The organism is Exiguobacterium sp. s125 (genome assembly GCF_018618605.1).
Classification (GTDB): Bacteria; Bacillota; Bacilli; order Exiguobacteriales; family Exiguobacteriaceae; genus Exiguobacterium_A; species Exiguobacterium_A oxidotolerans.
Genome location: NZ_JACSMI010000003.1, coordinates 175,195 through 195,093 on the forward strand (window position 1 = coordinate 175,195; position 19,899 = coordinate 195,093).

Genomic DNA, 19,899 nt, shown 5'->3' on the forward strand with positions numbered 1-19,899 from the left:
GAATTCAACCTACATGTTGATTTTCATCTCCGGCAACATTCGCTTCTTCTCGTTCTTTTTTCATATTCAAGCGGTCAATGAAGACTAGGAATGGGAACCACACTGCCATGATAATGGCGAAGTTGACGAGTTGTAACAATCCGCCCGCCAGTGAATTCGTTGCCATCATGCCACTGATAAACATCGGCACCGTCCAAGGCACAGCAACTCCTGTTGGCGGCGGAACGATTCCTGTCGACATCGCAAAATAAGTAACGGTTACGGTAATCAACGGTGCAAAAATCCAGGGAATCATGATGAGGGGGTTCATGACGATTGGTAACCCGAAAATGATTGGTTCATTGACGTTAAAGATTCCGGGTCCGATCGATAACTTACCGATTTGCTTCAACTGTTTTGAGCGCATGAAAAGGAGGATTGCGACGACGACAGCCAGTGTCGAACCGGAACCACCAATTCCAACTGTATAAATTTCAATGAATTGTTTACTGATGATATTCGGGAGTTCTCCATTCGCCGTATAGGCGTTTAAGTTTTCAAGTGACAAAGTGTTCCAGATCGGATCCATGACCGAATTGACGATAACTTGACCATGCAGGCCGAAAAACCAAAACAATTGAACAAAAAAGATCGCGATTAATGTCGGAACCAAACCGTTCCCAAGATTCACGAGTGGTTTTTGAACTAAATTAAAGATTAAATCGTGGAGATTCGTGTCTAAAAGCGAGGTGATAGCGATGTTAATGCCAAGGAAAATGGAAAGTGTCAAAAGTGCAGGCACAAGAGCTGAAAATGACTTAGCCACAGCAGTCGGCACACCAGCCGGCATTTTAATCGTCCAGTTTTTTTGAACGACAAATCGATAAATTTCTCCTGCTAAGAACCCTGTCATCATTGCAAGGAACATGCCTTTTGCACCGAGACGGTCAAGTGGAATGACATTTCCGACAGGATCAGCAACATTTTCGACTGCTACAAAGAAAGGTGTTAAAAGTAAAAAAGAAACAAGGGCGATTACACCACCAAAAACAGCTTCTACATCATAGCTTTTCGAAAGATAATATCCGATACCGAAGACGACGAATAGTGACATGATTCCCATCGTCGCCGAGGGGGCGTTTCCTAATGAAGTTTTAAAAGCATCCAATACTCCAGGCGACATAAATTTATCTAAGAATGGTAAATTCGCAATAACAACGATTAATGAACCGAACATCGTAATCGGAAAAGCGAGCATGAACGCGTCACGTAACGTCTGAAGATAGCGGCTATTGTTTAAATATGCCGCAATCGGCATCAGAAAACGACTCAACAAATCGAACCACTTACTATTACCAGCCATTTCAATCCCTCCTCTTATTTTTGAGAAAATTTATGTTCCATCATTTCAACTAATCCTGACGTCAAATCAAGCATCGTTTGTGTCGACATCAAATGATCTTCTGCATGCAAAAGCAGTAAAGACAATGTCGTCGGCTCACCGCTCGCTTCTTTTTGGACTTGACCGAAATGAATCTGGTGCGCTTCTTTCAACTGTTCTCGGGCATCTGTTAATAACCGCTCAAATGCCTCAAATGATTCTTCCTTGTACACTTCGATTGCTTCACGAATCGTACTTCGCGCATTTCCACTATGCAAAATCATCATGAATGCTACTTGTTCCATCGTCTGTTCATTTGTTTTCATTTCTTCACCCCATCAACTTAACGGCTTGTTCATAGGCCGCTTTTCCGTCGGCCATTCCGTACGCCATCATATCGATGACTTCTACTGGTTTATCTGTCGCTTGTTGAAATTTTGATAATAAAAAGCGCATTTGTGGACCAATCAATACAACATCTGCTCCATCCATTTCTTTTAAAGCCTGGTCTTGACCGACTGCCCAAATTGTCGCCTCTTCACCAAGTGATTGGGCATGTTCCTGCATCTTAGTGACGAGAATACTCGTCGACATTCCTGAACTACACGCCAACATGATTTTTTTCATTTCAACCATTCCTCCCGCGTTTTGGAATCGCTTACAACTTTGATTATACGGATTTTAACATTCATGTCTATACTTGATTTTTATTTTGTTTATTTTTATTTTTAAAAAGTGTAGTGTTGTAATCGAAAACAACTTGGAGGAGGAACAATCATGGAAGAACTGATTTGTTTTGAGCCGATTTTACAGGAGCGGATATGGGGTGGATGTAAGCTTGGTGCATATGGATTTGATACGTTAGGCAAACAAAACATCGGTGAAGCTTGGACCTTGGCTGATCACCAAAACGGGCAAACCAAGGTGAATGCCGGACGTTTTTCCGGTGATGCACTACGGGATTTATGGTCAAATCACCCTGAAATTTTCGGGATGGACACAACGGAAGCTTTTCCTTTACTCATTAAGTGGATTGACGCTGCGGATGATTTGTCCGTTCAAGTCCATCCTGACAATCATGACGCCTGTCGCCTAGAAGGACAGCCTTACGGGAAAAATGAATGTTGGTATATCGTCGATTGTCCGGCAGACGCCACCATTATTTATGGGCATGACTTCAAAACAAAAGCTGATTTGTTGCGCGCTGTCCGTGAAGACGATTTAACTTCCGGCTTGATTAATTTGCCTGTTTCACCCGGCGATTTTTTTTACGTTCCAGCAGGTACTGTTCATGCTTTAACCGAAGGGTGTCTTGTCATCGAAATCCAGCAGAATTCTGATACCACGTATCGGTTGTACGATTACGATCGAATTGACCATTCGACCAACAAACCGCGTCAACTCCACCTTAAAGAAGCACTCGAAGTCATTCAATTTCCTCATTTCCAGTACGAGGAGCCTTATGTACCGACCTCTTTTTGTTCAAGATTACTGACAACCAACGCCTATTTTTTTGTCGAGGAATGGGCCATCCATGACATGATTACGATTGCACCACGAACTTCCTTCCAAGTCATCACTATCATCAGTGGCACGCTGATCATCAACCAATTGCGTTATACCGCCGGAGACACGGTTCTGATTCCGGCAAAAGTAACTTGTACCGTTTCTGGAAAGGGGAAACTTCTATTGACTGGTCCAAATCCAACACCGAAACAACGACTTCTCATCGGAATTGATCTTGGTGGGACTCACACGCGTGTTGCCGCAATCAATCAGCACCATGTCGTAAAACAATATCGATTTTTGACAGAGGCGGCTGCTGGCCCGGACTATACAATTAAACATTTAAGACAAGCCATCCAAAAGCTACTTGAAGAATTTGAAGTCGAACGAATTGGTATCGCAGCGCCTGGTCCGCTTGATGCAGCAACGGGTCGGCTATTGTCACCTCCGAACCTGCCGGGTTGGGACGATGTAAATTTAGTTCGCCCGTTAGAAGAGTTCTTCAACATCCCGGTTTCCCTTGAAAATGATGCAAATGCCGCCGCGCTCGGCGAAGCATTGTTCGGGGCAGGACAAGACTATACATCCATCTATTACATGACAGTCAGTACAGGAATCGGTGGTGGATATGTCTATCAAAAGACGTTGATTCGAGGCGCACACGGATATGCTGGTGAAATCGGAAATACGATCATCGATGCTTCTGGACCGGAACATCACGTCTTGAACAAAGGCTCACTCGAAGGATTAGCAAGCGGTACGGCTCTTCAGACGCGGGCTGATTCATTAAATGAATCTTCTATTGCACAACTTCTTGGCAATACACAGGAAAGGCTTCGTTTCGTAAATCATTTAGCAACAGGCGTAGCGAACATCATTCACACACTTGATCCGGAAGCCGTCATCATCGGTGGCGGTGTTACGGCTTCCGCCGATTTATTTTGGGAAGAGCTCTTACAAGCCGTCAATGCCCGTCTCTACCCGACGTTACGTCAAAAAACAATCATTCGCTTAGCTGCATTGGAAGGAAATGCCGGTGTCATCGGTGCTGCCCATTTAAATCGGATGAACGCCGAATAACTTCATTGTTCCTTTTGAACAGACTTTACTACTTTTTTTAAAAACAGACTTGAAACTTTTTTCTGAAATATGATAAGGTTTTCTTATTAAAAGAATATGACTATTCTATCGATGAGGTAGAGGCGCGGTCTTAATGAGTATTTGATCTGAGGATGACAACGAGGACGATCAAGGAAAGGTAATGCTGCCGAAGTATCGTCAAGTGTCTGACTTGATGGTACTGGTCGAATTGGGAAATACCCGTTCGATTGCCATACGTGTTTTGTATGGAGCGCTCCAATTCGGCTAAGAAAGACGCATCCAGCAAGGGTGTCGGCTTTGTTGCCGGTGCCCTTGCTTTTTTATATGCAATGGGTCTCATCTTCTAAAAAAAGAGGAGGAACCACACAATGGTCAATTATTCAGATTCAATCGTTGCGCTCATTCCAGCTGTCATTGCAATCGCACTTGCAATCGTGACGCGCAAAGTCGTTATTTCACTTGGTGTCGGTATTTTGATTGGTGCTTTATTGCTGCATAGCCTTAATCCAATCGATACGGTCGTCTATCTCGGCAAAAACATCTTTAGTCTATTTTGGGCGGATGGGGCGTTAAATGAATGGAACGTCTTATTACTCATCTTCTTACTATTACTCGGTGTTCTATCGACGCTTATCCAAACATCGGGCGGTGCACATGCCTTCGGTGAATGGGCAACAACACACGTCAAGACAGCGCGCGGCGCTCGCCTCGCAGCATTTGGTTTAGGTATTTTAATCTTCATCGATGATTACTTCAACAGTCTTGCTGTCGGGAATGTCAGTCGTCCGTTAACGGACCGTCGTGGCGTCTCGCGTGCAAAACTTGCTTATATTATTGACTCGACGGCTGCTCCAGTCTGTGTCATCAGCCCGCTTTCAAGTTGGGGAGCGTTCATCATCTCAATCATCGCGGGTATCTTGACGACACATTCGATTACGGAGTATTCCGCATTCAGTGCTTTCATGATGATCGTGCCACTCAACTTCTATGCGATTTTCGCTCTATTGCTGACGCTTTACATCGCGTACACAGGGATTGCGGTCGGACCGATGCGGACGCATGAACTTCGTGCATTAAAAGGTGAACTTTTCGACGCAAGTAAAGGAACACCGATGGGGATGGCAGAGGAAGTCAAAGAACACGAAGGTGGAAAAGTACGTGACCTCGTCGTTCCGATTATCGTTCTCGTCATTGCAACGGTTTCCGCATTACTCTTTACCGGTGCTCAGGCACTCGCTGCTGACAATCGTGCATTTACGTTGATTGGTGCATTTGAAGCGACAGACGTAACACGTTCACTCGTTGCTGGTGTCGTCATCAGTTTAGTCGTTGCTTTCCTGATGTTGATTGGTCGGAAAATCCCGGCGCGCGAATACGGACACAGCATCTGGGCTGGGATGAAATCCATGTGGCCTGCTGTCGTCATCTTATTATTCGCTTGGACAATCATCGCTGTTATCGGTGACATGAAAACAGGTGAGTACTTAGCAAGCTTCGTCAGTAAGTCGATTTCTGCTTCGTACCTCCCCTTCTTATTGTTCTTGATTGCAAGCTTAATGGCATTCTCGACAGGTACAAGTTGGGGAACATTCGGTATCATGCTGCCGATCGGTGCTGACCTCATCATGGCGGTCGAACCGAATCTCTTACTTCCGACGCTCGCTGCCGTTCTTGCCGGATCCGTCTTCGGAGACCACTGTTCACCAATTTCCGATACGACGATTCTCAGTTCGACAGGTGCCGGTTCGCATCATATCGATCACGTCACGACACAACTTCCGTATGCGTTGGTTGGTGCAGCGACATCGGCAGTCGGCTACCTTGTGCTCGGTTTAACCGATTCATCAATCATCGGCTTCATCGGTGCACTTATCGCCTTCTTACTCGCACTCGTCGTCCTGAATGTCGTCTCGAAACGCGGCAAAGTACCAACTGAACTTCGCGCTGAATAATAAAAAAATAACGCTCAGCTTAGCCGAGACGAGAAAAAAAGAAGGGATTGCCATCTACCGTGATGTGCAATCCCTTTTTTAAGTTGTAGACAACATGGTATGGAGAAATAAAAAGCGTCTTTTTTTCGTTGCTTTCCTCGGGCGAGGCGCAAGCCGTTGCTCCTTGATCCTCACGGACAACGAGCAGGGTCTTGCCTGCCTCTGAAAGTGCGTTAAAAACGCACTTTTCCCCGTAGGAGTCAACGAAACGTGATGCTTTTTAGGTAATACCGTGAGAGAAATACAGGAAAGCACGAACGAATTGCAATTCGATATCGCATGTTCACGCTTCATAAGCGTTTGTCTACACGCTGAAGCGATCATTCTTACACCATCAAGGCACACACTTCATTTGCAAACGCAACTGGATCTTCGATTGGCAAGCCTTCCATGAGCAACGCTTGTTGGTACATTAATTTCGTATAGCGTTCAAATTTCGTACGGTCTTCTTTAAAGGCCGTTTCAATGGCTTGGAAGACGTCATGCGACGTGTTCAACTCTAAAATTTTCACGGCTGAAACATCTTGGTTGTTCGGCATCGATTTAAGAATTTTCTCCATTTCAATCGAAACGGCACCATCCGTCGCGAAGCAGACCGGATGTGATTTTAAGCGTGAAGAAGCTTTGACTTCTTTGACTTGCCCAGCAAGCACTTCTTGCATCGCTGTAAACATCTCGACTTGTGTTTCGGTCGTTTCTGCTTGATCCGCTTGCTCGATGCCAAGATCACTGCTCGTAACCGATTTAAATTCTTTTCCTTCATAGTTGAGCAACATTTGAATCGCGAACTCATCGATTTCTTCCGTAAAGTACAGAATGTCGAACCCTTTGTCTTTGACAAGCTCCGACTGTGGCAACTTATCTAAACGGTCCGTACTTTCCCCTGAAGCATAGTAAATGTATTTTTGATCTTCCGGCATCGCCGCGACGTATTCAGCGAGCGTGACCAGCTTCTTCTCTTTTGCCGAGTGGAACAGGACAAGATCTTTGACCGTCTCTTTATGCATGCCGTAATCATTGTAGATTCCAAACTTCAATTGACGACCAAAGGCTTGATAAAAGGCTTCATACTTCTCGCGATCGTCACGAAGCAGTCCTTCAAGTTGCGTCTTAATCTTACTTTGAATGTTTTTTGCAATCAATTTGAGTTGGCGGTCGTGCTGCAACAACTCACGTGAAATATTGAGTGACAAGTCTTCCGAGTCGACCATCCCTTTGACGAAGCTAAAGTGGTCCGGCAAGAGGTCACTGCATTTTTCCATGATCAAGACGCCGTTCGCATACAGTTCAAGCCCTTTCTCGAACTCTTTCGAATAATAGTCGAAGGACGGTTGCTCCGGAATGAATAAAATCGATTGATAACGGACGGCACCATCTGCACTGATATGGATGTGCTTGACTGGTGTATCAAATCCATATCGTTTTTCTTGATAGAAGTTCGTGTAATCCTCGTCCGTCAACTCCCGTTTATTTTTCCGCCAAATCGGCACCATGCTGTTGATTGTCTTGACGACCTTCACTTCTTCCATCTCGTCCGATCCTTCAATCGGTTGACGTTCCGTCTCTTCCATCTCAATCGGATAGCGGATGAAGTCGGAATACTTTTTGACGATCGTCCGCAAACGATGCGTATCTAAATACTCATCATAATTTTCATCTTCTTCGTTCGCTTTGATGTGCAGCGTGATTTCCGTCCCGACTGTAGCTTTTTCGACTTCTTCAATCGTATAACCGTCGACACCGTGCGACTCCCACTTGTACGCTGTTTCGCTACCGAATGGTTTCGTGATGACCGTGACCACATCCGCGACCATGAATGCCGAATAAAAGCCGACACCGAACTGTCCGATGATGTCGTGTCCGTCTTGCGCGGCATTCTCCGCCTTAAAGGCAAGTGACCCACTCTTCGCGATTGTTCCGAGATTCGCTTCGAGCTCCTCTTTTGTCATCCCGATTCCCGTATCACGAATGACGAGCTGTCGTGTCGTTTGATTCGGTTCAATCGTAATCTTATAGGCATCCTTTTCGAACGTCATCGTCTCGTCCGTCAATGCTTTGTAATAAATCTTGTCTATCGCGTCACTAGCGTTCGAAATCAACTCACGTAAAAAGATTTCCTTATGTGTATAGATGGAATGAATCATCATTTCGAGTAAACGTTTCGACTCTGCCTTGAACTGTTTCGTTTCCATTTCCGATACCCCCTAGTTCTTTTTTAGCACTCTAACAACAAGAGTGCTAATACAAATCTATTATTACGGATTGGAAAAATAGTGTCAATCCCCTTCTTCGAGTCGGCTGCGGATATATTTTCCGATTTTACGTAAGCTTTCCGCCGACCCGTATGTGCCATGACTGACACCATGGCAGTCCGGCCGATTCCCGAGTCCGATGAACTGCTCACTCGGTTTAAAGTGAAGACCGATGATTGGAACGGAAAATTGTTCCGAAGACCCGAGTTCGACGACGGCATCCGGATACCCCGGGACCGGCTCGGGTGCTTGCCATGTAGCCGTCTGATCGATTGTCCGGTAACGTTCCGTATGTTCCCGTCCGAGAAGAATAATTCCGCGTAACGAAAAAAGACGAATCAATTTCAAAAGGAACGTCTGACCAAATACGGTTTCTTCCAGTTCATGTCGCTGAGCAATCGTTCCCATGTAACGTTTCGTCGGAAATGGAAAAAAATCCGCATGGATGACCGGCTCTCCGGTTCCGTAAAAAGAAGCTTCGAATCCATTTAGAAAACCTTCCAATTTTCCTCCCCCCTCCCGTCCGAACCACGATTTATAAATGTCCGGCTGTTTGAAATAACGATTATAGGAATCAATCATTTGATTAAATCGTTGGTCCGTCCGGTACTCCGTAAGCGGCGCATCGACTTCTCTTAGGACGAATGGTCCTGTCGTCTCATAGCGTAACGTGCCATCCCGGTTCAAAAACTGGCCTGCCGACGGATTCGTCGCAATCGTAAGCCAGCTACGCTCGCTTACGTCACCAAACCATAAGACCGGTGTCGTCCGGTCAATCAACTCATCCTTAAATACATCTTTCTCTAACTCGATTTGGTACAGAATCGCTTCATCGAGTAATTTTTTTGCATATTCACGTTGTTCAGATGTCAGCGTTCTCATTCCTTTCCTGTCGGGTTTTCACTTTTCATCTGTTCCCGTTCTCATGGATTGCTAGACAGTTCAGTAGGTTTATCCTCCAAAGTCAAGGGAATGATTCATAAGGTGAACAACATTCGGAGCAAGAGTACTTAGAAGGAGGAAATTACACATGGGTCGATTAGAGAATAAAGTAGCAGTTATTACAGGTTCAGCTACAGGAATTGGTCAAGCAACGGCACTCGTCTTTGCCGAACAAGGGGCGAAAGTCGTCTGTGCTGACGTCAATCTTGAAAAAGCACAGGAGACGGTCGAAAAAATCAAACAGGCTGGTGGACAAGCGGAAGCGATTCACGTCGACGTCACGCAAGTCGATAGTGTCGAACAACTCGCGACTCAGCTGAAAGACACGTACGGGACGGTTGACGTCCTGTTCAACAATGCCGGGATTGATCAGCAAGGCGGAAAAGTCCATGAATATCCGATTGAACTGTTTGACCAAATCATCGCGGTCGACTTACGTGGTACATTCTTGACGAGTAAATTCTTGATTCCTTTAATGCTTGAGAAGGGCGGATCGATCATCAATACGTCATCGATGTCAGGTCGCGCTGCCGACTTAAACCGCTCAGGTTACAACGCAGCAAAAGGTGGAATCACGAACTTTACACGGGCGATGGCAATCGATTATGCGCGTGAGGGCATTCGTGTCAACTCGCTCTCACCAGGTACGATCGAAACACCACTCATCGACACGCTCGTCGGTGGAAAAGACGAAGACCAAGGAAAACAATTCCGTGATGCCAATGCATGGATCACACCAATGGGTCGTCTCGGGAAACCACGTGAGATGGCAACGGTTGCCCTCTTCCTCGCTTCCGACGACAGCTCTTACGTGACAGGTGAAGACATCACAGCAGACGGCGGGATCATGGCCTACACATGGCCTGGCGAGATGTTGATTGATGATAAATGGAAAACGGATGCTGAATAACGATCCATTTGACGCATGAAACATCGCAACATCTAAATAAAGAGGAGGACGATTTCGAATCGTCCTCCTCTTTTTCGTATGTCCTTCGACTTATTAAATCAACAATCTGCGCCTTTTGACCACAGTCCTTTGACGCATCCTCTTAAAAACGGACCATTTGATTCTAAGAAATACCGCGATTTTAAATTTTCTCCTCGCTTGTTTATCTCTCGGATAGCTTTTTTTCGGGGAATACTCTAGTGAATGTAAATCAAGGAGGAATCAGCATGACGCAACAACAACAAATCGAATCACTGCAACACTGCCTGCAAATTCCGAGTGTCAATCCGCTCGACGGGGAACGAGACGTCGCGACTTTTGTCTATGACTACTTGACCACTCACGAAATCGAAACCGAATGGATTGAGGTCGCGCCAAAACGAATCTGTCTCGTCGCGACCCTTCCGGCAAGCGAGGTAGCCACCGAACCAAAAACAATCGGTTTCTCGGGTCATCTTGATACCGTACCTGTCCAAACGACCGGTTGGACAAAACAACCTTTTGGTGGTGAAATCAGCGACGGACGGATTTACGGTCGCGGGGCATCCGATATGAAGTCTGGTGTGATGGCAATGGTCAATGCGATGATTGAGTTAAAGGACTGTGCGGACCGCCCGAATCATCTCAAACTACTTATTACATCTGATGAAGAAAATGGTATGACAGGCGCGAAGTATTTGACGGAACGTGGTGACGCCGACGATTTAGATGCGCTGTTGATCACGGAGCCGACAAGCGGAATGATTGGGTATGCTCAAAAAGGTGTCGTCGGAATCGAAGTGACGTGCGTCGGTAAAGGGGCTCATAGTTCCGCGCCGCAACTCGGAAAAAATGCCATCGATGATCTGTATCGTGTCATTCAGGAAGTGAAGTCGGACCGTTTCACGATCACCGACAATCGCCACCCGCAACTCGGACCTGTCGTCGCCTCGATCACGTCGATCCAAGGCGGAGAAGGTCCGAATGTCATCCCGAGTAACGCTTCCTTTTACATGGACATCCGGACGATTCCCGGATTCGGACGCCTCGAGATTTTAGAAGCTTTTGCGCAGATCGAACAACGGCTGCGTAAGGAAGATCCGACGTTCGCGATGACCCTGCGTGTCATCAAAGAGATTCCTTCATGTGAGACGGATGCGAATGCACCGTTCCTCGAAACGGTTGCACGACACATGGAAACCATCACGGGTCATCCGGCGCGGCGCGTTGCGATTCCGGGTGGGACGGACGGAGCCATGTTCAGCCAAGCTAACCGGACCTTCCCGATTGCCGTCGCTTCGTTCCACGACTTCCGTCTCGCCCATCAAGTCGATGAATCGATTCCCTTGTCGGAGTATTTCCAGACGATTGCGTTATGTAAGCAACTCGCACTTGAACCCCTAGCCTGAACGAAAAAAACCGCTCAAGCCTTCTCTTTCGAAGACTCGAGCGGTTTTTACGTATAGACTCCGATACTCGCAAGCGCTTGTCCGAGATAACTCTGATCACTTTGCAACGCTATTGTCTGTTGACCCTTCCATCCGATTTCAATCGTGACGTGACCGAGACGATGATAGGTCAACGTCATGTGAAAATCTGCTTGCGTATAGGTCGCAGATCCACGAAGTTGCTCATGGACCGTTAAAAAATCATGCGCAAAGGAATCATACTCAGCGAACGACATATTTAATCGATGACTGGTCTGGTTGTCCGATTACGATAGGACGACATCGATTTCCAGTATTTCTTCCAGACGATTGACCCGTAAAATACGCCATTCGACCTTCCCTTCATAACCAATAAAGTAAATACTATGGACCTTCATCACGCTCACCTCGATTCTTATTGAGTGGATCGACATAAAATCGGGAAAAGAAGAACTAAAATCATAAATATCAATAGGTGTTTTCAGAAAGGAGCCGCCATATGACTTACAAACAAAAAACGCAACCCAACACAAACAGTGTGACTGAATTTTTAAATCAAATCGAATCCCCTGCAAGGCGCGCAGATTGTCAGGTATTACTTCAGCTATTTGAAAAAACGACGAACGCTCCACCTGTCATGTGGGGAGAATCAATGATCGGATTTGGTCACTATCATTATAAATACGCCTCCGGACATGAAGGAGATGCCTTTCTCGTCGGTTTTTCACCTCGCAAAGCAAACATTAGTCTTTATTTCGCTCCCGGGGCTGATCGTGAGGCATTGCTCGCCAAGTTAGGTAAACACAAAAGTGGAAAGGCATGCGTCTATATCAATACGGTAGCAGATGTCGATCTGGCTGTCATCGAATCCCTTATCGTCGAGTCTATGACTTTTTTACGTACTACGTATCCTGATTAAGAAAAACAATCCGCTCTTCTTTCTTAAGCAATTGAAAGAAGAGCGGATTGTTTAGTGACCGCTATCGATTGTATCGATGTGACGGATGTGCTTGAGATTGACCCCGATGATGACGACAGAGAGTAAGACAAATCCGCTCCCGACGTAAAACGGCAAGTTTGCGTTAAAGATTTCAGCCAATTTACCGGCCATGAATGGCGCGATGGCTGCCCCGAGGAAACGTAAAAAGCTGTATGCAGCAGATGCAGTCGAACGTTCGACCGGTGCCGCGTCCATGACGGCTGTCGTAATGAGTGTGTTGTTATTACCAAGTACCGCCCCGGCAAGAATCACACAGACGATGACAACAGCTGGTGTTTCCGTAAAGATCCCCATCAATAATAAGAGAACGGCGAACAGTAACAGCATCAACACCATCGCTTTAATCGTCCCGAGCCATTGTTTTAATTTCGGTGCCGTCAAGACAGACGTGATGGCGAGCAACATCCCCCATCCCAGGAAGACGAACCCGAGACCTTGTGCCGGCAGTTTCATGACGAACGGCGCGTAGGCCATGATTGTAAAGAAACCGACGTTATAGAAGGCCGCGACAATCCCGAGTGTCAAGAGCGACCGGTGTTTCATCGCTTGGAAAGGCGCGAGCAAGGAATTTTTTTGCCGTGGTGCCGTCGTTGTTGCGACCGGTTTCGGCATCAAGAACAACAGGACAAGGAAGGCGATGACCATGATTGTCGCGACACCCATGAAAGGTGCGCGCCATGTGATCGAACCGAGTGTCCCTCCGAGAAGCGGCCCAATTGAAATCCCGAGACCGACAGCTGCTTCATATAAGATGATTGCTTTTGCTGTCCCGCCTGACGAAAGGGAGACGATGGCCGCAAGTGCCGTTGCGACGAACAAGGCATTCCCAAGCCCCCAGCCGCCACGTAAGGCGACAAGCGTCCAAATGCTATCGGCTTGCGCTGCAAATCCAGCGACGAGCGCGATGACGGCAATTCCTAACATCAATGTTCCCTTTTGACCGATCCGTGATGAAATCGCACCTGTGATCAGCATCGCGAATGCCATGACGGCATTATAACTTGTAAATAAGAGCGTGACTTCACTTTTTGAGGCTTCTAAATTATCGGCGATCGTCGGTAAAACCGGGTTGACGAGCCCCATCCCCATGAATGCCGTGATACTCGCAAAAAATACTGCCCACACGGCAATCGGTTGGTGGAATAATCCATGCTTGCTTTCTTCTAACACCGTTTCCGGCGCAAGCGTCGTTGTTTTATTGGCAAGTGCCATATTGTCCCTTCTTTCTCTTATAAGAACCGTTTAAAGGAGTGACGGATGACGTCGCCCCGACTGATGATTCCGACAAGCTTTCCTTGTTTTAAAATCGGTAATTTTTTAATCCGTTTCGAACCGAGCGTCGCTGCGATTTCTTCCATCTCCGTTTCAACATCTGCCGTGACGACTTTCCGGCGTGCCATCTCCATGACCGGACGGTTCAGAATGTGACGCACCCGCGCGTCATAATCTTCTTCATCCCCTTTGATGACATCTACATATAAAAACGTATCGACGATGATGTCTTTGTGCTTTCCAATCGCCCGCATGATGTCACCATCACTGATGTACCCAACGACTTCGCTCTCGTCATTGATGACGGGAACACCGCTGATTCCGGATTGGATGAAACGTTCGACGACATGGCGGATGACGTCTGTTTCGTGGACTGTGATCACTTCTTGTTTCATCGATTCATAAGCTTTCATCGGAATTCTCCTTTTGTGTGCGTTCTGAATAAATAAGTTGTATGATGCAATTAAATAACAAAAATGATTGTATAATACAACTAAAGGTCTGTCAAGTTTCCTGAACTCTCATTGACAGGGGCTAAGTCGTTGCGTAATGATGGGAAACATGAAACACTTAGGAAAAGAGGGGATTAACATGTCTGATCAGGCACTCGAAGTGATTGAACTAGAACTTGCGATTCTGATTCGTCGTTTGACGACAGCGACGGCCGATAACCGAAATTTGGATCGCGCGTCGTATTTGTTACTGCGTCAACTGTCCGAGTCTGGTCCAGTCGGGGTGAAGACATTGGCACGCGAATTGCAACTTGACGTCTCTACCGTCAGCCGGCAAGCGGCAGCGCTCGATCAAAAGAAATTGGTCGAAAAAGTACGCGATGAAGCAGATGGCCGTGCCTTCTTCTATCACATCACTTCATTCGGACAGGAAGAATTGACGATTTACCGGACGGCACGCCTCGCGAGCATCGAACGCTTACTGACAGACTGGTCAGGCGATGATACGGAAGCATTTGGACGCCTGCTCCAACAATTTAATCGTGAACTACGGGAACGTTAATTAAAAAGCTTCATCTCTTCTTTTTTAGGAGATGAAGCTTTTTCTATGCAATAAAAAACGTCTCACACCGCATTGGCATGAGACGTCTTATTTTTATTTCTTCGCGAAGAGATCGGCTGTCTTAAGTGCCATCCGAACCGCTTTACGGTTCAATGTACCTTCTTGATGTTTAACCATCTTCGTCTGCTTGTTGAGTTTACCTTGTAATGTTTTAATCTTTTTATCTTTATCTTTATCGCGTTTTTGGATCGCAGCGATTTTTTTCTCTTCTTCCGGGAAGAATGATTCAAAACGAGCGATTGCTTCTTCCATGCTGATTCCTGTGATCGGTTTAACCGCTGGGAGAAGTTCTGTTTTCGCCATTTCACGGTCAAACGGCACGTTCTCTGGGTAGTTCGTGTCTTGGTAGATGTGCTCCAATTCGTTTGTGTTCAAGAAATCGACGAAGTTGTCGAAGTTTTTCGCTTGAATCCGAGCCGGGCTTTGGAAGTCAGCTGTTTCGACGATGTCTGAAAGACGTGTGTCTGCCGTGATATCGTTCGCCCAGATGTGCGTCAATTGGTGGTAATCCGTCAATTCACGCATCCGTGCATCTTTCGGAATCAAAATACTTGGTGTTCCAGCGAGCGTCGCTGTGATGTTTCCGTGGAGACGCGCACCAAAGCTCAAGTCAGCTTCTTTGAGGAAGTCGAACCAAGTTTGAGCGTTCAAGAAGAAACGAACACGGTCGTTCATATATGTCGGGTCAGACATTTTAACCGGGTAGTTCGTGACAGAAAGGTCCGCGATCGGATGCGTTCCTGTGTACGTCAATTTCAATTCTTTCATCCATTGCGGGATGAAGTAGTGATTTGGATACTCTTCCATTCCACGTGTGATGAAATCAAGGACGTTTTTCGGCGAAAGACGTGACGAGTTAACACTGATCATCGAATCTTTCGTGATGTTTGTCTCACGGATGTGAAGATCACGACCAAACGCATACATCGATGGGCAACCGATGACTTTGTGATCGATGCCTTCACGGAAACCGAGGCGTGTCAGGTATTTCGATGTGATTTCACCACGAAGTCCGATGATGCTTGAACGTTCGAGGACTGCGCTGACGAATGCTTTAACATCCTCGTCGAACGGGAATCCGCCTTTTAAGTCCGGCTCGAATGGTGCGCGTAGACCAACACCGATGACGACGACCGGAATTTTCAATTTCTTAATCAAACGTGTGTACTTACGAAGTGATGGTGCGAACTCTTGACGGAATGCATCCGCAAGTGGAATGACGTAAAGATCGAAGTTTTCGTTGATCTCGTCTGCACGCTCTTCATCGTAGTAGTAATAGTCAGGTGTGATCGTCGTTCCTTCTGTCATCAATGTACGGAAGATACTGTACTGATAGATCAAGTTCCCGACGTTCCCTCCGATTGAGTTTTCTTTCATCATGTACTCAGCGTCGAACTGCTCAAACGGTGTCATACCGGCGCGAATGATAATACGTTTCATGTAAATTAAATCCCCTCTCACATCTGTTGTTCAGTTTTATATCCAAATGGTACTACACAATATATTGATGGTTTTTTCAATCTTACTAAGAATAGATGAATTCTAGTAAGGAAGTCAATGCTATGTCCGCGAGATTCAGCTAAAGTTCAGCTAGAACGTTTGTGCTCTCCAGTCTACTCTCTCCGCTTAATTTTACCAGTATAGTAAACAGCGTACTAATTCCTTATTCGGAAACTCCACTCCGCAATCGTTCATATATCTTTAAATTCGTATGAATCATCCGTAACGTCGGGTACACCGCTGGCTCCGCTCCTTCTATTAAACTGCCAAACAGATGGTCTGCTTCGACCATGCCTTGTTTTTCCATGTCCCGTTGCAACGACGACTTCATATCCGGTGCCATTTGGTGAATCCGTTTTTCCTGCTCCTGTTCGATATGTTGCACGAACGTTGCCCCTTGACTTTCCATGGCTTGTTTTGCTTCTTGTAAGACATTCCGGATGACACGATCCCCGGCTGCGTCGTCGCGAATCGGACCGATCGGTGCCCGAAATAGCGAAGTCACTCCGGAAAAAGTCGTAATGAAGAGATACTTTTGCCACATATCTTGCATGATGTGGTCTGATGCTTTAATCGATGCTTTCGTCCCTGCAAGTGCTTCCTTCACCTCAAACAAGCGATCCGTCCAGTCCCCTGTTCTTGGACCAAACACGAGTTGATGGGCAGGACTCGTCTGAATGACGCGTCCATTCGTGTCAAGCGTCGATTCAATGAAGCATAAGCCTCCGAGGACACGCGTCTCGCCAAATTTAGCGACGAGTTGTTCGATATGCCGCATCCCGTTCAAGACAGGTAACACATATGTATCAGGTCCGACGAACCCTTCGAGATCCCCGATGACATGCTCCAGGTGGTACGCTTTCGTCGACACGATGACTAGGTCAAACGTCTCTTTTGTTCCAACTTGGATTAAACGCGGCGTCAACGACACGTCTCCGTGCGGACTGTCAATCTCAAGACCTGTTCGCTCTAACTCCTTTGCCCGACGCTCACGGACAAGAAACGTCACGTCTTCCCCTTTTTCTGCTAGGCGTCCCCCGAAGTACCCTCCGACAGCTCCTGCACCCACGACTAAAATCTTCATCATATATCCTCCTTTGTCTTAAAGATCAACATGTTTTTCTCAGAAAATTGTTTTCTACATCCTATCATACTGAAGGTAATGCGAATGTAAACCAAACGAAATAAAGCGTTTTCATTAAAGCGCTTGCATTTTATATTCAGTCGTTTATACTACTTGTATACAAGTATACTCATAAAACAAAGCAGGTGATTTTTATGTCTGATTTTTTATACCCGATTAAATGGTTATCAAAAGCATCAACTGGAGATCGTGTCGCCCACGAACTCCGGATGCGTATCATTTCCGGAAAGATTGAGCAAGGGACCGTCCTTTCTGAAAATAAATTAGCGACGGATTTTTCCGTCAGTCGCTCGCCCGTTCGCGACGCTCTAAAAGTTCTCGCTGCTGAACGGATCATCCGGCTTGAGCGGATGGGTGCCGTCGTCGTTGGTTTGTCGGAAAAAGACATCCGCGAGATTTATGACGTCCGCCTGTTAATCGAAACGTTCGTCTTCGAACGGATCGTCCGGATGGACCGTCAAGAACTCGTCCGTGAACTGAGCAAGATCCTTGAGATGATGAAAGTCGCGATCAAGTTTAATGATGCCGACGAATTTTCGTATCAAGATGTTTTGTTCCACGAGACGATCATCCGGTCGATTGATCACAGTTATGTCAGCATGATTTGGCAAAACTTAAAACCGGTCATGGAAAGCTTCATCCTCTTATCGATGCGGACTCGCTTCGAAGGACAGATGGAGGATTTCGACCGGATCATCGCCAATCACGCACTTTATATCGAAGCCATCGAAACAGGAGACCGTGAACGGATGGTCACGTCTCTACACCAGAACTTCGACGATGTCCAAGAAGTCGAAGATTTATGGCAATCGCAACAGATGATGACGAAAGGAGTCGAACCACATGACTGAATACATGCTAGGAATCGATATCGGGACGACGAGCACGAAAGCCGTCCTCTTTACGACAAAAGGAGAAGTCGTCGGCCAGACGAACGTCGGTTATCCGCTCCATACACCAAACCGTTCGACTGCTGAACAGGATCCGGAAGAAATTTTCCACGCCGTCCTCGAAACAATCCGGCTGCTGACGAGGCAGTATCCGGACCAAAAACCGAAATTCGTCGCTTTCAGTAGTGCAATGCACAGCTTGATTGCCATCGATGAGGACGACCAGCCTTTGACTGCCTGCATCACCTGGGCGGACAGTCGGAGCGAAGCCTGGTCGAACCGGATTAAGGAAGAGTACGGAAATGATGTCTACCACCGGACCGGTACACCGATTCACCCGATGTCCCCTCTCGCGAAAATCTTTTGGCTCGTCGAAGACCGGCCGGAGATTGCCGAGCGGACGAAAAAATACATCGGAATCAAGGAATTCGTCTTCCAGCGTCTGTTCGGACGTTACGTGATTGATCATTCGCTCGCATCGGCGACAGGATTGTTCAATATCCACGACATGAAGTGGGACTCGAAAGCCTTAGAGATCGCCGGCATCGATGCTTCAAAATTGTCGGAACCTGTCTCGACGACGACACAGTATTCGGACATTAATCCTGAATATGCAAAACAAATCGGACTTGATCCGGCAACACCTTTCATGATCGGTGCCAGTGACGGGGTCCTGTCAAACCTCGGTGTCAACGCCATCCGTAAGGGCGAGATTGCCATCACGATCGGGACGAGCGGTGCGATCCGGACTATCATTGACCGGCCGCAGACGGACGAAAAGGGACGGACATTCTGTTACGCACTGACTGAAAAGCACTGGGTCATCGGTGGTCCGGTCAACAATGGCGGGATGGTCTTACGCTGGATTCGTGATGAGCTCGCATCGGCTGAAGTCGAAACAGCGAAACGACTCGGGATTGATCCGTATGCGGTGTTGACGAAAATCGCTGAACGGGTCCGTCCGGGTTCAGACGGACTGTTGTTCCATCCGTATCTATCGGGCGAACGGGCACCTCTTTGGAATCCGGACGTCAGTGGCTCATTCTTCGGATTGACGTTGTCACATAAAAAAGAACATATGATTCGTGCCGCGTTAGAAGGTGTCATCTACAACCTGTACACTGTCTTCCTGGCATTGATTGAATGTATGGATGGTCCTGTCACACGGATTCAAGCAACCGGGGGGTTCGCGCGATCTGAAGTGTGGCGTCAGATGATGGCCGACATCTTTGAGTCGGAAGTCGTCATTCCAGAAAGTTTTGAAAGTTCATGTCTCGGGGCTTGTATTCTCGGATTGTATGCGACTGGGGAAGTCGATTCATTCGAAGTAGCTGCTGAGATGATTGGGGAAACACATCGTCATGTACCGAATGAAGAAGCGATGCACGAATACCGTCAATTGCTACCGATCTTCATCAGCTTGGCACGGACGCTTTCAGCCGACCATCGGCGGATCGCAGAGTATCAACGTAGCTTGATTCAGCAAGAAAACTAATTTATCTTTTGGGGGAA

General features: G+C 46.8%; 18 protein-coding genes and 1 riboswitch. Of the genes, 8 read left to right on the top strand and 10 right to left on the bottom strand.

The genetic code is table 11. The features are described 5' to 3' along the window. Positions 1-4: 4 nt before the first annotated feature. The 3 genes from celB to KNQ05_RS10570 are packed head-to-tail and all read right to left on the bottom strand — an operon-like array spanning position 5 to position 1,987. Positions 5-1,342: a PTS cellobiose transporter subunit IIC gene (celB, locus tag KNQ05_RS10560; RefSeq protein WP_088838248.1), complete on the bottom strand. Its 1,338-nt coding sequence runs from the start codon at positions 1,340-1,342 to the stop codon at positions 5-7. A gap of 14 nt (positions 1,343-1,356) precedes the next feature. After that, complete coding sequence (locus tag KNQ05_RS10565; protein WP_214805347.1) at positions 1,357-1,686, bottom strand: PTS sugar transporter subunit IIA; 330 nt, start codon at positions 1,684-1,686, stop codon at positions 1,357-1,359. A gap of 4 nt (positions 1,687-1,690) precedes the next feature. Further along, positions 1,691-1,987 (bottom strand): PTS sugar transporter subunit IIB, encoded by a 297-nt coding sequence (locus tag KNQ05_RS10570; protein WP_088838250.1) that lies wholly within the window; start codon positions 1,985-1,987, stop codon positions 1,691-1,693. Between the two features lie 150 nt (positions 1,988-2,137). Here KNQ05_RS10570 and KNQ05_RS10575 point away from each other — a divergent pair, with 150 nt between their 5' ends. Beyond that, positions 2,138-3,946 carry a type I phosphomannose isomerase catalytic subunit gene (locus KNQ05_RS10575; RefSeq protein ID WP_214805348.1) on the top strand — a complete coding sequence of 603 codons (1,809 nt, stop codon included), beginning with the start codon at positions 2,138-2,140 and terminating at the stop codon, positions 3,944-3,946. A gap of 109 nt (positions 3,947-4,055) precedes the next feature. Further along, a riboswitch (Lysine riboswitch) is annotated at positions 4,056-4,231 on the top strand. 104 nt (positions 4,232-4,335) lie between these two features. Beyond that, positions 4,336-5,919 carry a Na+/H+ antiporter NhaC family protein gene (locus KNQ05_RS10580; RefSeq protein WP_214805351.1) on the top strand — a complete coding sequence of 528 codons (1,584 nt, stop codon included), beginning with the start codon at positions 4,336-4,338 and terminating at the stop codon, positions 5,917-5,919. A 365-nt stretch (positions 5,920-6,284) separates the two neighbouring features. On the opposite strand, the gene htpG is transcribed toward KNQ05_RS10580, so the two are convergent. Then, the gene (gene htpG / locus KNQ05_RS10585; RefSeq protein ID WP_214805353.1) at positions 6,285-8,150 is read right to left on the bottom strand and encodes a molecular chaperone HtpG; all 1,866 of its coding nucleotides are present in this window, start codon (positions 8,148-8,150) and stop codon (positions 6,285-6,287) included. Positions 8,151-8,234: 84 nt separating this feature from the next. Next, on the bottom strand, positions 8,235-9,092 hold the full coding sequence (locus KNQ05_RS10590) for a hypothetical protein (protein WP_214802354.1): 858 nt from the start codon (positions 9,090-9,092) through the stop codon (positions 8,235-8,237). Positions 9,093-9,240: 148 nt separating this feature from the next. Here KNQ05_RS10590 and KNQ05_RS10595 point away from each other — a divergent pair, with 148 nt between their 5' ends. Together KNQ05_RS10595 and KNQ05_RS10600 are read left to right on the top strand one after the other, a co-directional pair. After that, positions 9,241-10,062, top strand: coding sequence for an SDR family oxidoreductase (locus tag KNQ05_RS10595; RefSeq protein ID WP_214805355.1), 822 nt, complete (start codon positions 9,241-9,243; stop codon positions 10,060-10,062). Between the two features lie 266 nt (positions 10,063-10,328). Further along, the gene (locus KNQ05_RS10600) at positions 10,329-11,489 is read left to right on the top strand and encodes an ArgE/DapE family deacylase (RefSeq protein ID WP_214770256.1); all 1,161 of its coding nucleotides are present in this window, start codon (positions 10,329-10,331) and stop codon (positions 11,487-11,489) included. A gap of 47 nt (positions 11,490-11,536) precedes the next feature. On the opposite strand, the gene KNQ05_RS15760 is transcribed toward KNQ05_RS10600, so the two are convergent. After that, positions 11,537-11,668 carry a hypothetical protein gene (locus tag KNQ05_RS15760; protein WP_256445133.1) on the bottom strand — a complete coding sequence of 44 codons (132 nt, stop codon included), beginning with the start codon at positions 11,666-11,668 and terminating at the stop codon, positions 11,537-11,539. Positions 11,669-12,006: 338 nt separating this feature from the next. Here KNQ05_RS15760 and KNQ05_RS10605 point away from each other — a divergent pair, with 338 nt between their 5' ends. Then, positions 12,007-12,426 carry a DUF1801 domain-containing protein gene (locus KNQ05_RS10605; RefSeq protein ID WP_214766284.1) on the top strand — a complete coding sequence of 140 codons (420 nt, stop codon included), beginning with the start codon at positions 12,007-12,009 and terminating at the stop codon, positions 12,424-12,426. A 51-nt stretch (positions 12,427-12,477) separates the two neighbouring features. Here the strand turns inward: KNQ05_RS10605 and KNQ05_RS10610 are convergent, their stop codons facing one another. Beyond that, on the bottom strand, positions 12,478-13,719 hold the full coding sequence (locus KNQ05_RS10610; RefSeq protein WP_214805357.1) for an MFS transporter: 1,242 nt from the start codon (positions 13,717-13,719) through the stop codon (positions 12,478-12,480). A 17-nt stretch (positions 13,720-13,736) separates the two neighbouring features. Next, the gene (locus tag KNQ05_RS10615) at positions 13,737-14,192 is read right to left on the bottom strand and encodes a CBS domain-containing protein (protein WP_029332115.1); all 456 of its coding nucleotides are present in this window, start codon (positions 14,190-14,192) and stop codon (positions 13,737-13,739) included. A gap of 178 nt (positions 14,193-14,370) precedes the next feature. Here KNQ05_RS10615 and KNQ05_RS10620 point away from each other — a divergent pair, with 178 nt between their 5' ends. After that, positions 14,371-14,793 (top strand): MarR family winged helix-turn-helix transcriptional regulator, encoded by a 423-nt coding sequence (locus tag KNQ05_RS10620; RefSeq protein ID WP_088838261.1) that lies wholly within the window; start codon positions 14,371-14,373, stop codon positions 14,791-14,793. Between the two features lie 93 nt (positions 14,794-14,886). Here the strand turns inward: KNQ05_RS10620 and KNQ05_RS10625 are convergent, their stop codons facing one another. Further along, entirely contained in the window at positions 14,887-16,293 is a 1,407-nt protein-coding gene (locus KNQ05_RS10625) for a polysaccharide pyruvyl transferase family protein (protein ID WP_088838262.1), read from the bottom strand. Positions 16,294-16,516: 223 nt separating this feature from the next. Further along, positions 16,517-17,437 (bottom strand): ketopantoate reductase family protein, encoded by a 921-nt coding sequence (locus tag KNQ05_RS10630; RefSeq protein WP_088838263.1) that lies wholly within the window; start codon positions 17,435-17,437, stop codon positions 16,517-16,519. Positions 17,438-17,631: 194 nt separating this feature from the next. Between KNQ05_RS10630 and KNQ05_RS10635 the strand changes: the two genes are divergently transcribed. Together KNQ05_RS10635 and gntK are read left to right on the top strand one after the other, a co-directional pair. Further along, positions 17,632-18,348 carry a GntR family transcriptional regulator gene (locus tag KNQ05_RS10635; RefSeq protein ID WP_088838264.1) on the top strand — a complete coding sequence of 239 codons (717 nt, stop codon included), beginning with the start codon at positions 17,632-17,634 and terminating at the stop codon, positions 18,346-18,348. Beyond that, the gene (gene gntK, locus KNQ05_RS10640) at positions 18,341-19,882 is read left to right on the top strand and encodes a gluconokinase (RefSeq protein WP_214802357.1); all 1,542 of its coding nucleotides are present in this window, start codon (positions 18,341-18,343) and stop codon (positions 19,880-19,882) included. Before KNQ05_RS10635 ends, gntK begins: the two co-directional genes overlap by 8 nt. Positions 19,883-19,899: the final 17 nt, after the last annotated feature.

Excerpts from the sequence above, each read along its gene's own strand:
- KNQ05_RS10620 (WP_088838261.1), top strand. The coding sequence starts at position 14,371 with ATGTCTGATCAGGCACTCGAAGTGATTGAACTAGAACTTGCGATTCTG.
- KNQ05_RS10600 (WP_214770256.1), top strand. The coding sequence starts at position 10,329 with ATGACGCAACAACAACAAATCGAATCACTGCAACACTGCCTGCAAATT.
- KNQ05_RS10635 (WP_088838264.1), top strand. The coding sequence starts at position 17,632 with ATGTCTGATTTTTTATACCCGATTAAATGGTTATCAAAAGCATCAACT.
- KNQ05_RS10590 (WP_214802354.1), bottom strand. The coding sequence starts at position 9,092 with ATGAGAACGCTGACATCTGAACAACGTGAATATGCAAAAAAATTACTC.
- KNQ05_RS10625 (WP_088838262.1), bottom strand. The coding sequence starts at position 16,293 with ATGAAACGTATTATCATTCGCGCCGGTATGACACCGTTTGAGCAGTTC.
- gntK (WP_214802357.1), top strand. The coding sequence starts at position 18,341 with ATGACTGAATACATGCTAGGAATCGATATCGGGACGACGAGCACGAAA.
- KNQ05_RS10570 (WP_088838250.1), bottom strand. The coding sequence starts at position 1,987 with ATGAAAAAAATCATGTTGGCGTGTAGTTCAGGAATGTCGACGAGTATT.
- celB (WP_088838248.1), bottom strand. The coding sequence starts at position 1,342 with ATGGCTGGTAATAGTAAGTGGTTCGATTTGTTGAGTCGTTTTCTGATG.
- KNQ05_RS10630 (WP_088838263.1), bottom strand. The coding sequence starts at position 17,437 with ATGAAGATTTTAGTCGTGGGTGCAGGAGCTGTCGGAGGGTACTTCGGG.
- KNQ05_RS10580 (WP_214805351.1), top strand. The coding sequence starts at position 4,336 with ATGGTCAATTATTCAGATTCAATCGTTGCGCTCATTCCAGCTGTCATT.
- KNQ05_RS10565 (WP_214805347.1), bottom strand. The coding sequence starts at position 1,686 with ATGAAAACAAATGAACAGACGATGGAACAAGTAGCATTCATGATGATT.
- KNQ05_RS10595 (WP_214805355.1), top strand. The coding sequence starts at position 9,241 with ATGGGTCGATTAGAGAATAAAGTAGCAGTTATTACAGGTTCAGCTACA.
- KNQ05_RS10605 (WP_214766284.1), top strand. The coding sequence starts at position 12,007 with ATGACTTACAAACAAAAAACGCAACCCAACACAAACAGTGTGACTGAA.
- KNQ05_RS10610 (WP_214805357.1), bottom strand. The coding sequence starts at position 13,719 with ATGGCACTTGCCAATAAAACAACGACGCTTGCGCCGGAAACGGTGTTA.
- KNQ05_RS15760 (WP_256445133.1), bottom strand. The coding sequence starts at position 11,668 with ATGACGTTGACCTATCATCGTCTCGGTCACGTCACGATTGAAATCGGA.
- KNQ05_RS10615 (WP_029332115.1), bottom strand. The coding sequence starts at position 14,192 with ATGAAAGCTTATGAATCGATGAAACAAGAAGTGATCACAGTCCACGAA.
- KNQ05_RS10575 (WP_214805348.1), top strand. The coding sequence starts at position 2,138 with ATGGAAGAACTGATTTGTTTTGAGCCGATTTTACAGGAGCGGATATGG.
- htpG (WP_214805353.1), bottom strand. The coding sequence starts at position 8,150 with ATGGAAACGAAACAGTTCAAGGCAGAGTCGAAACGTTTACTCGAAATG.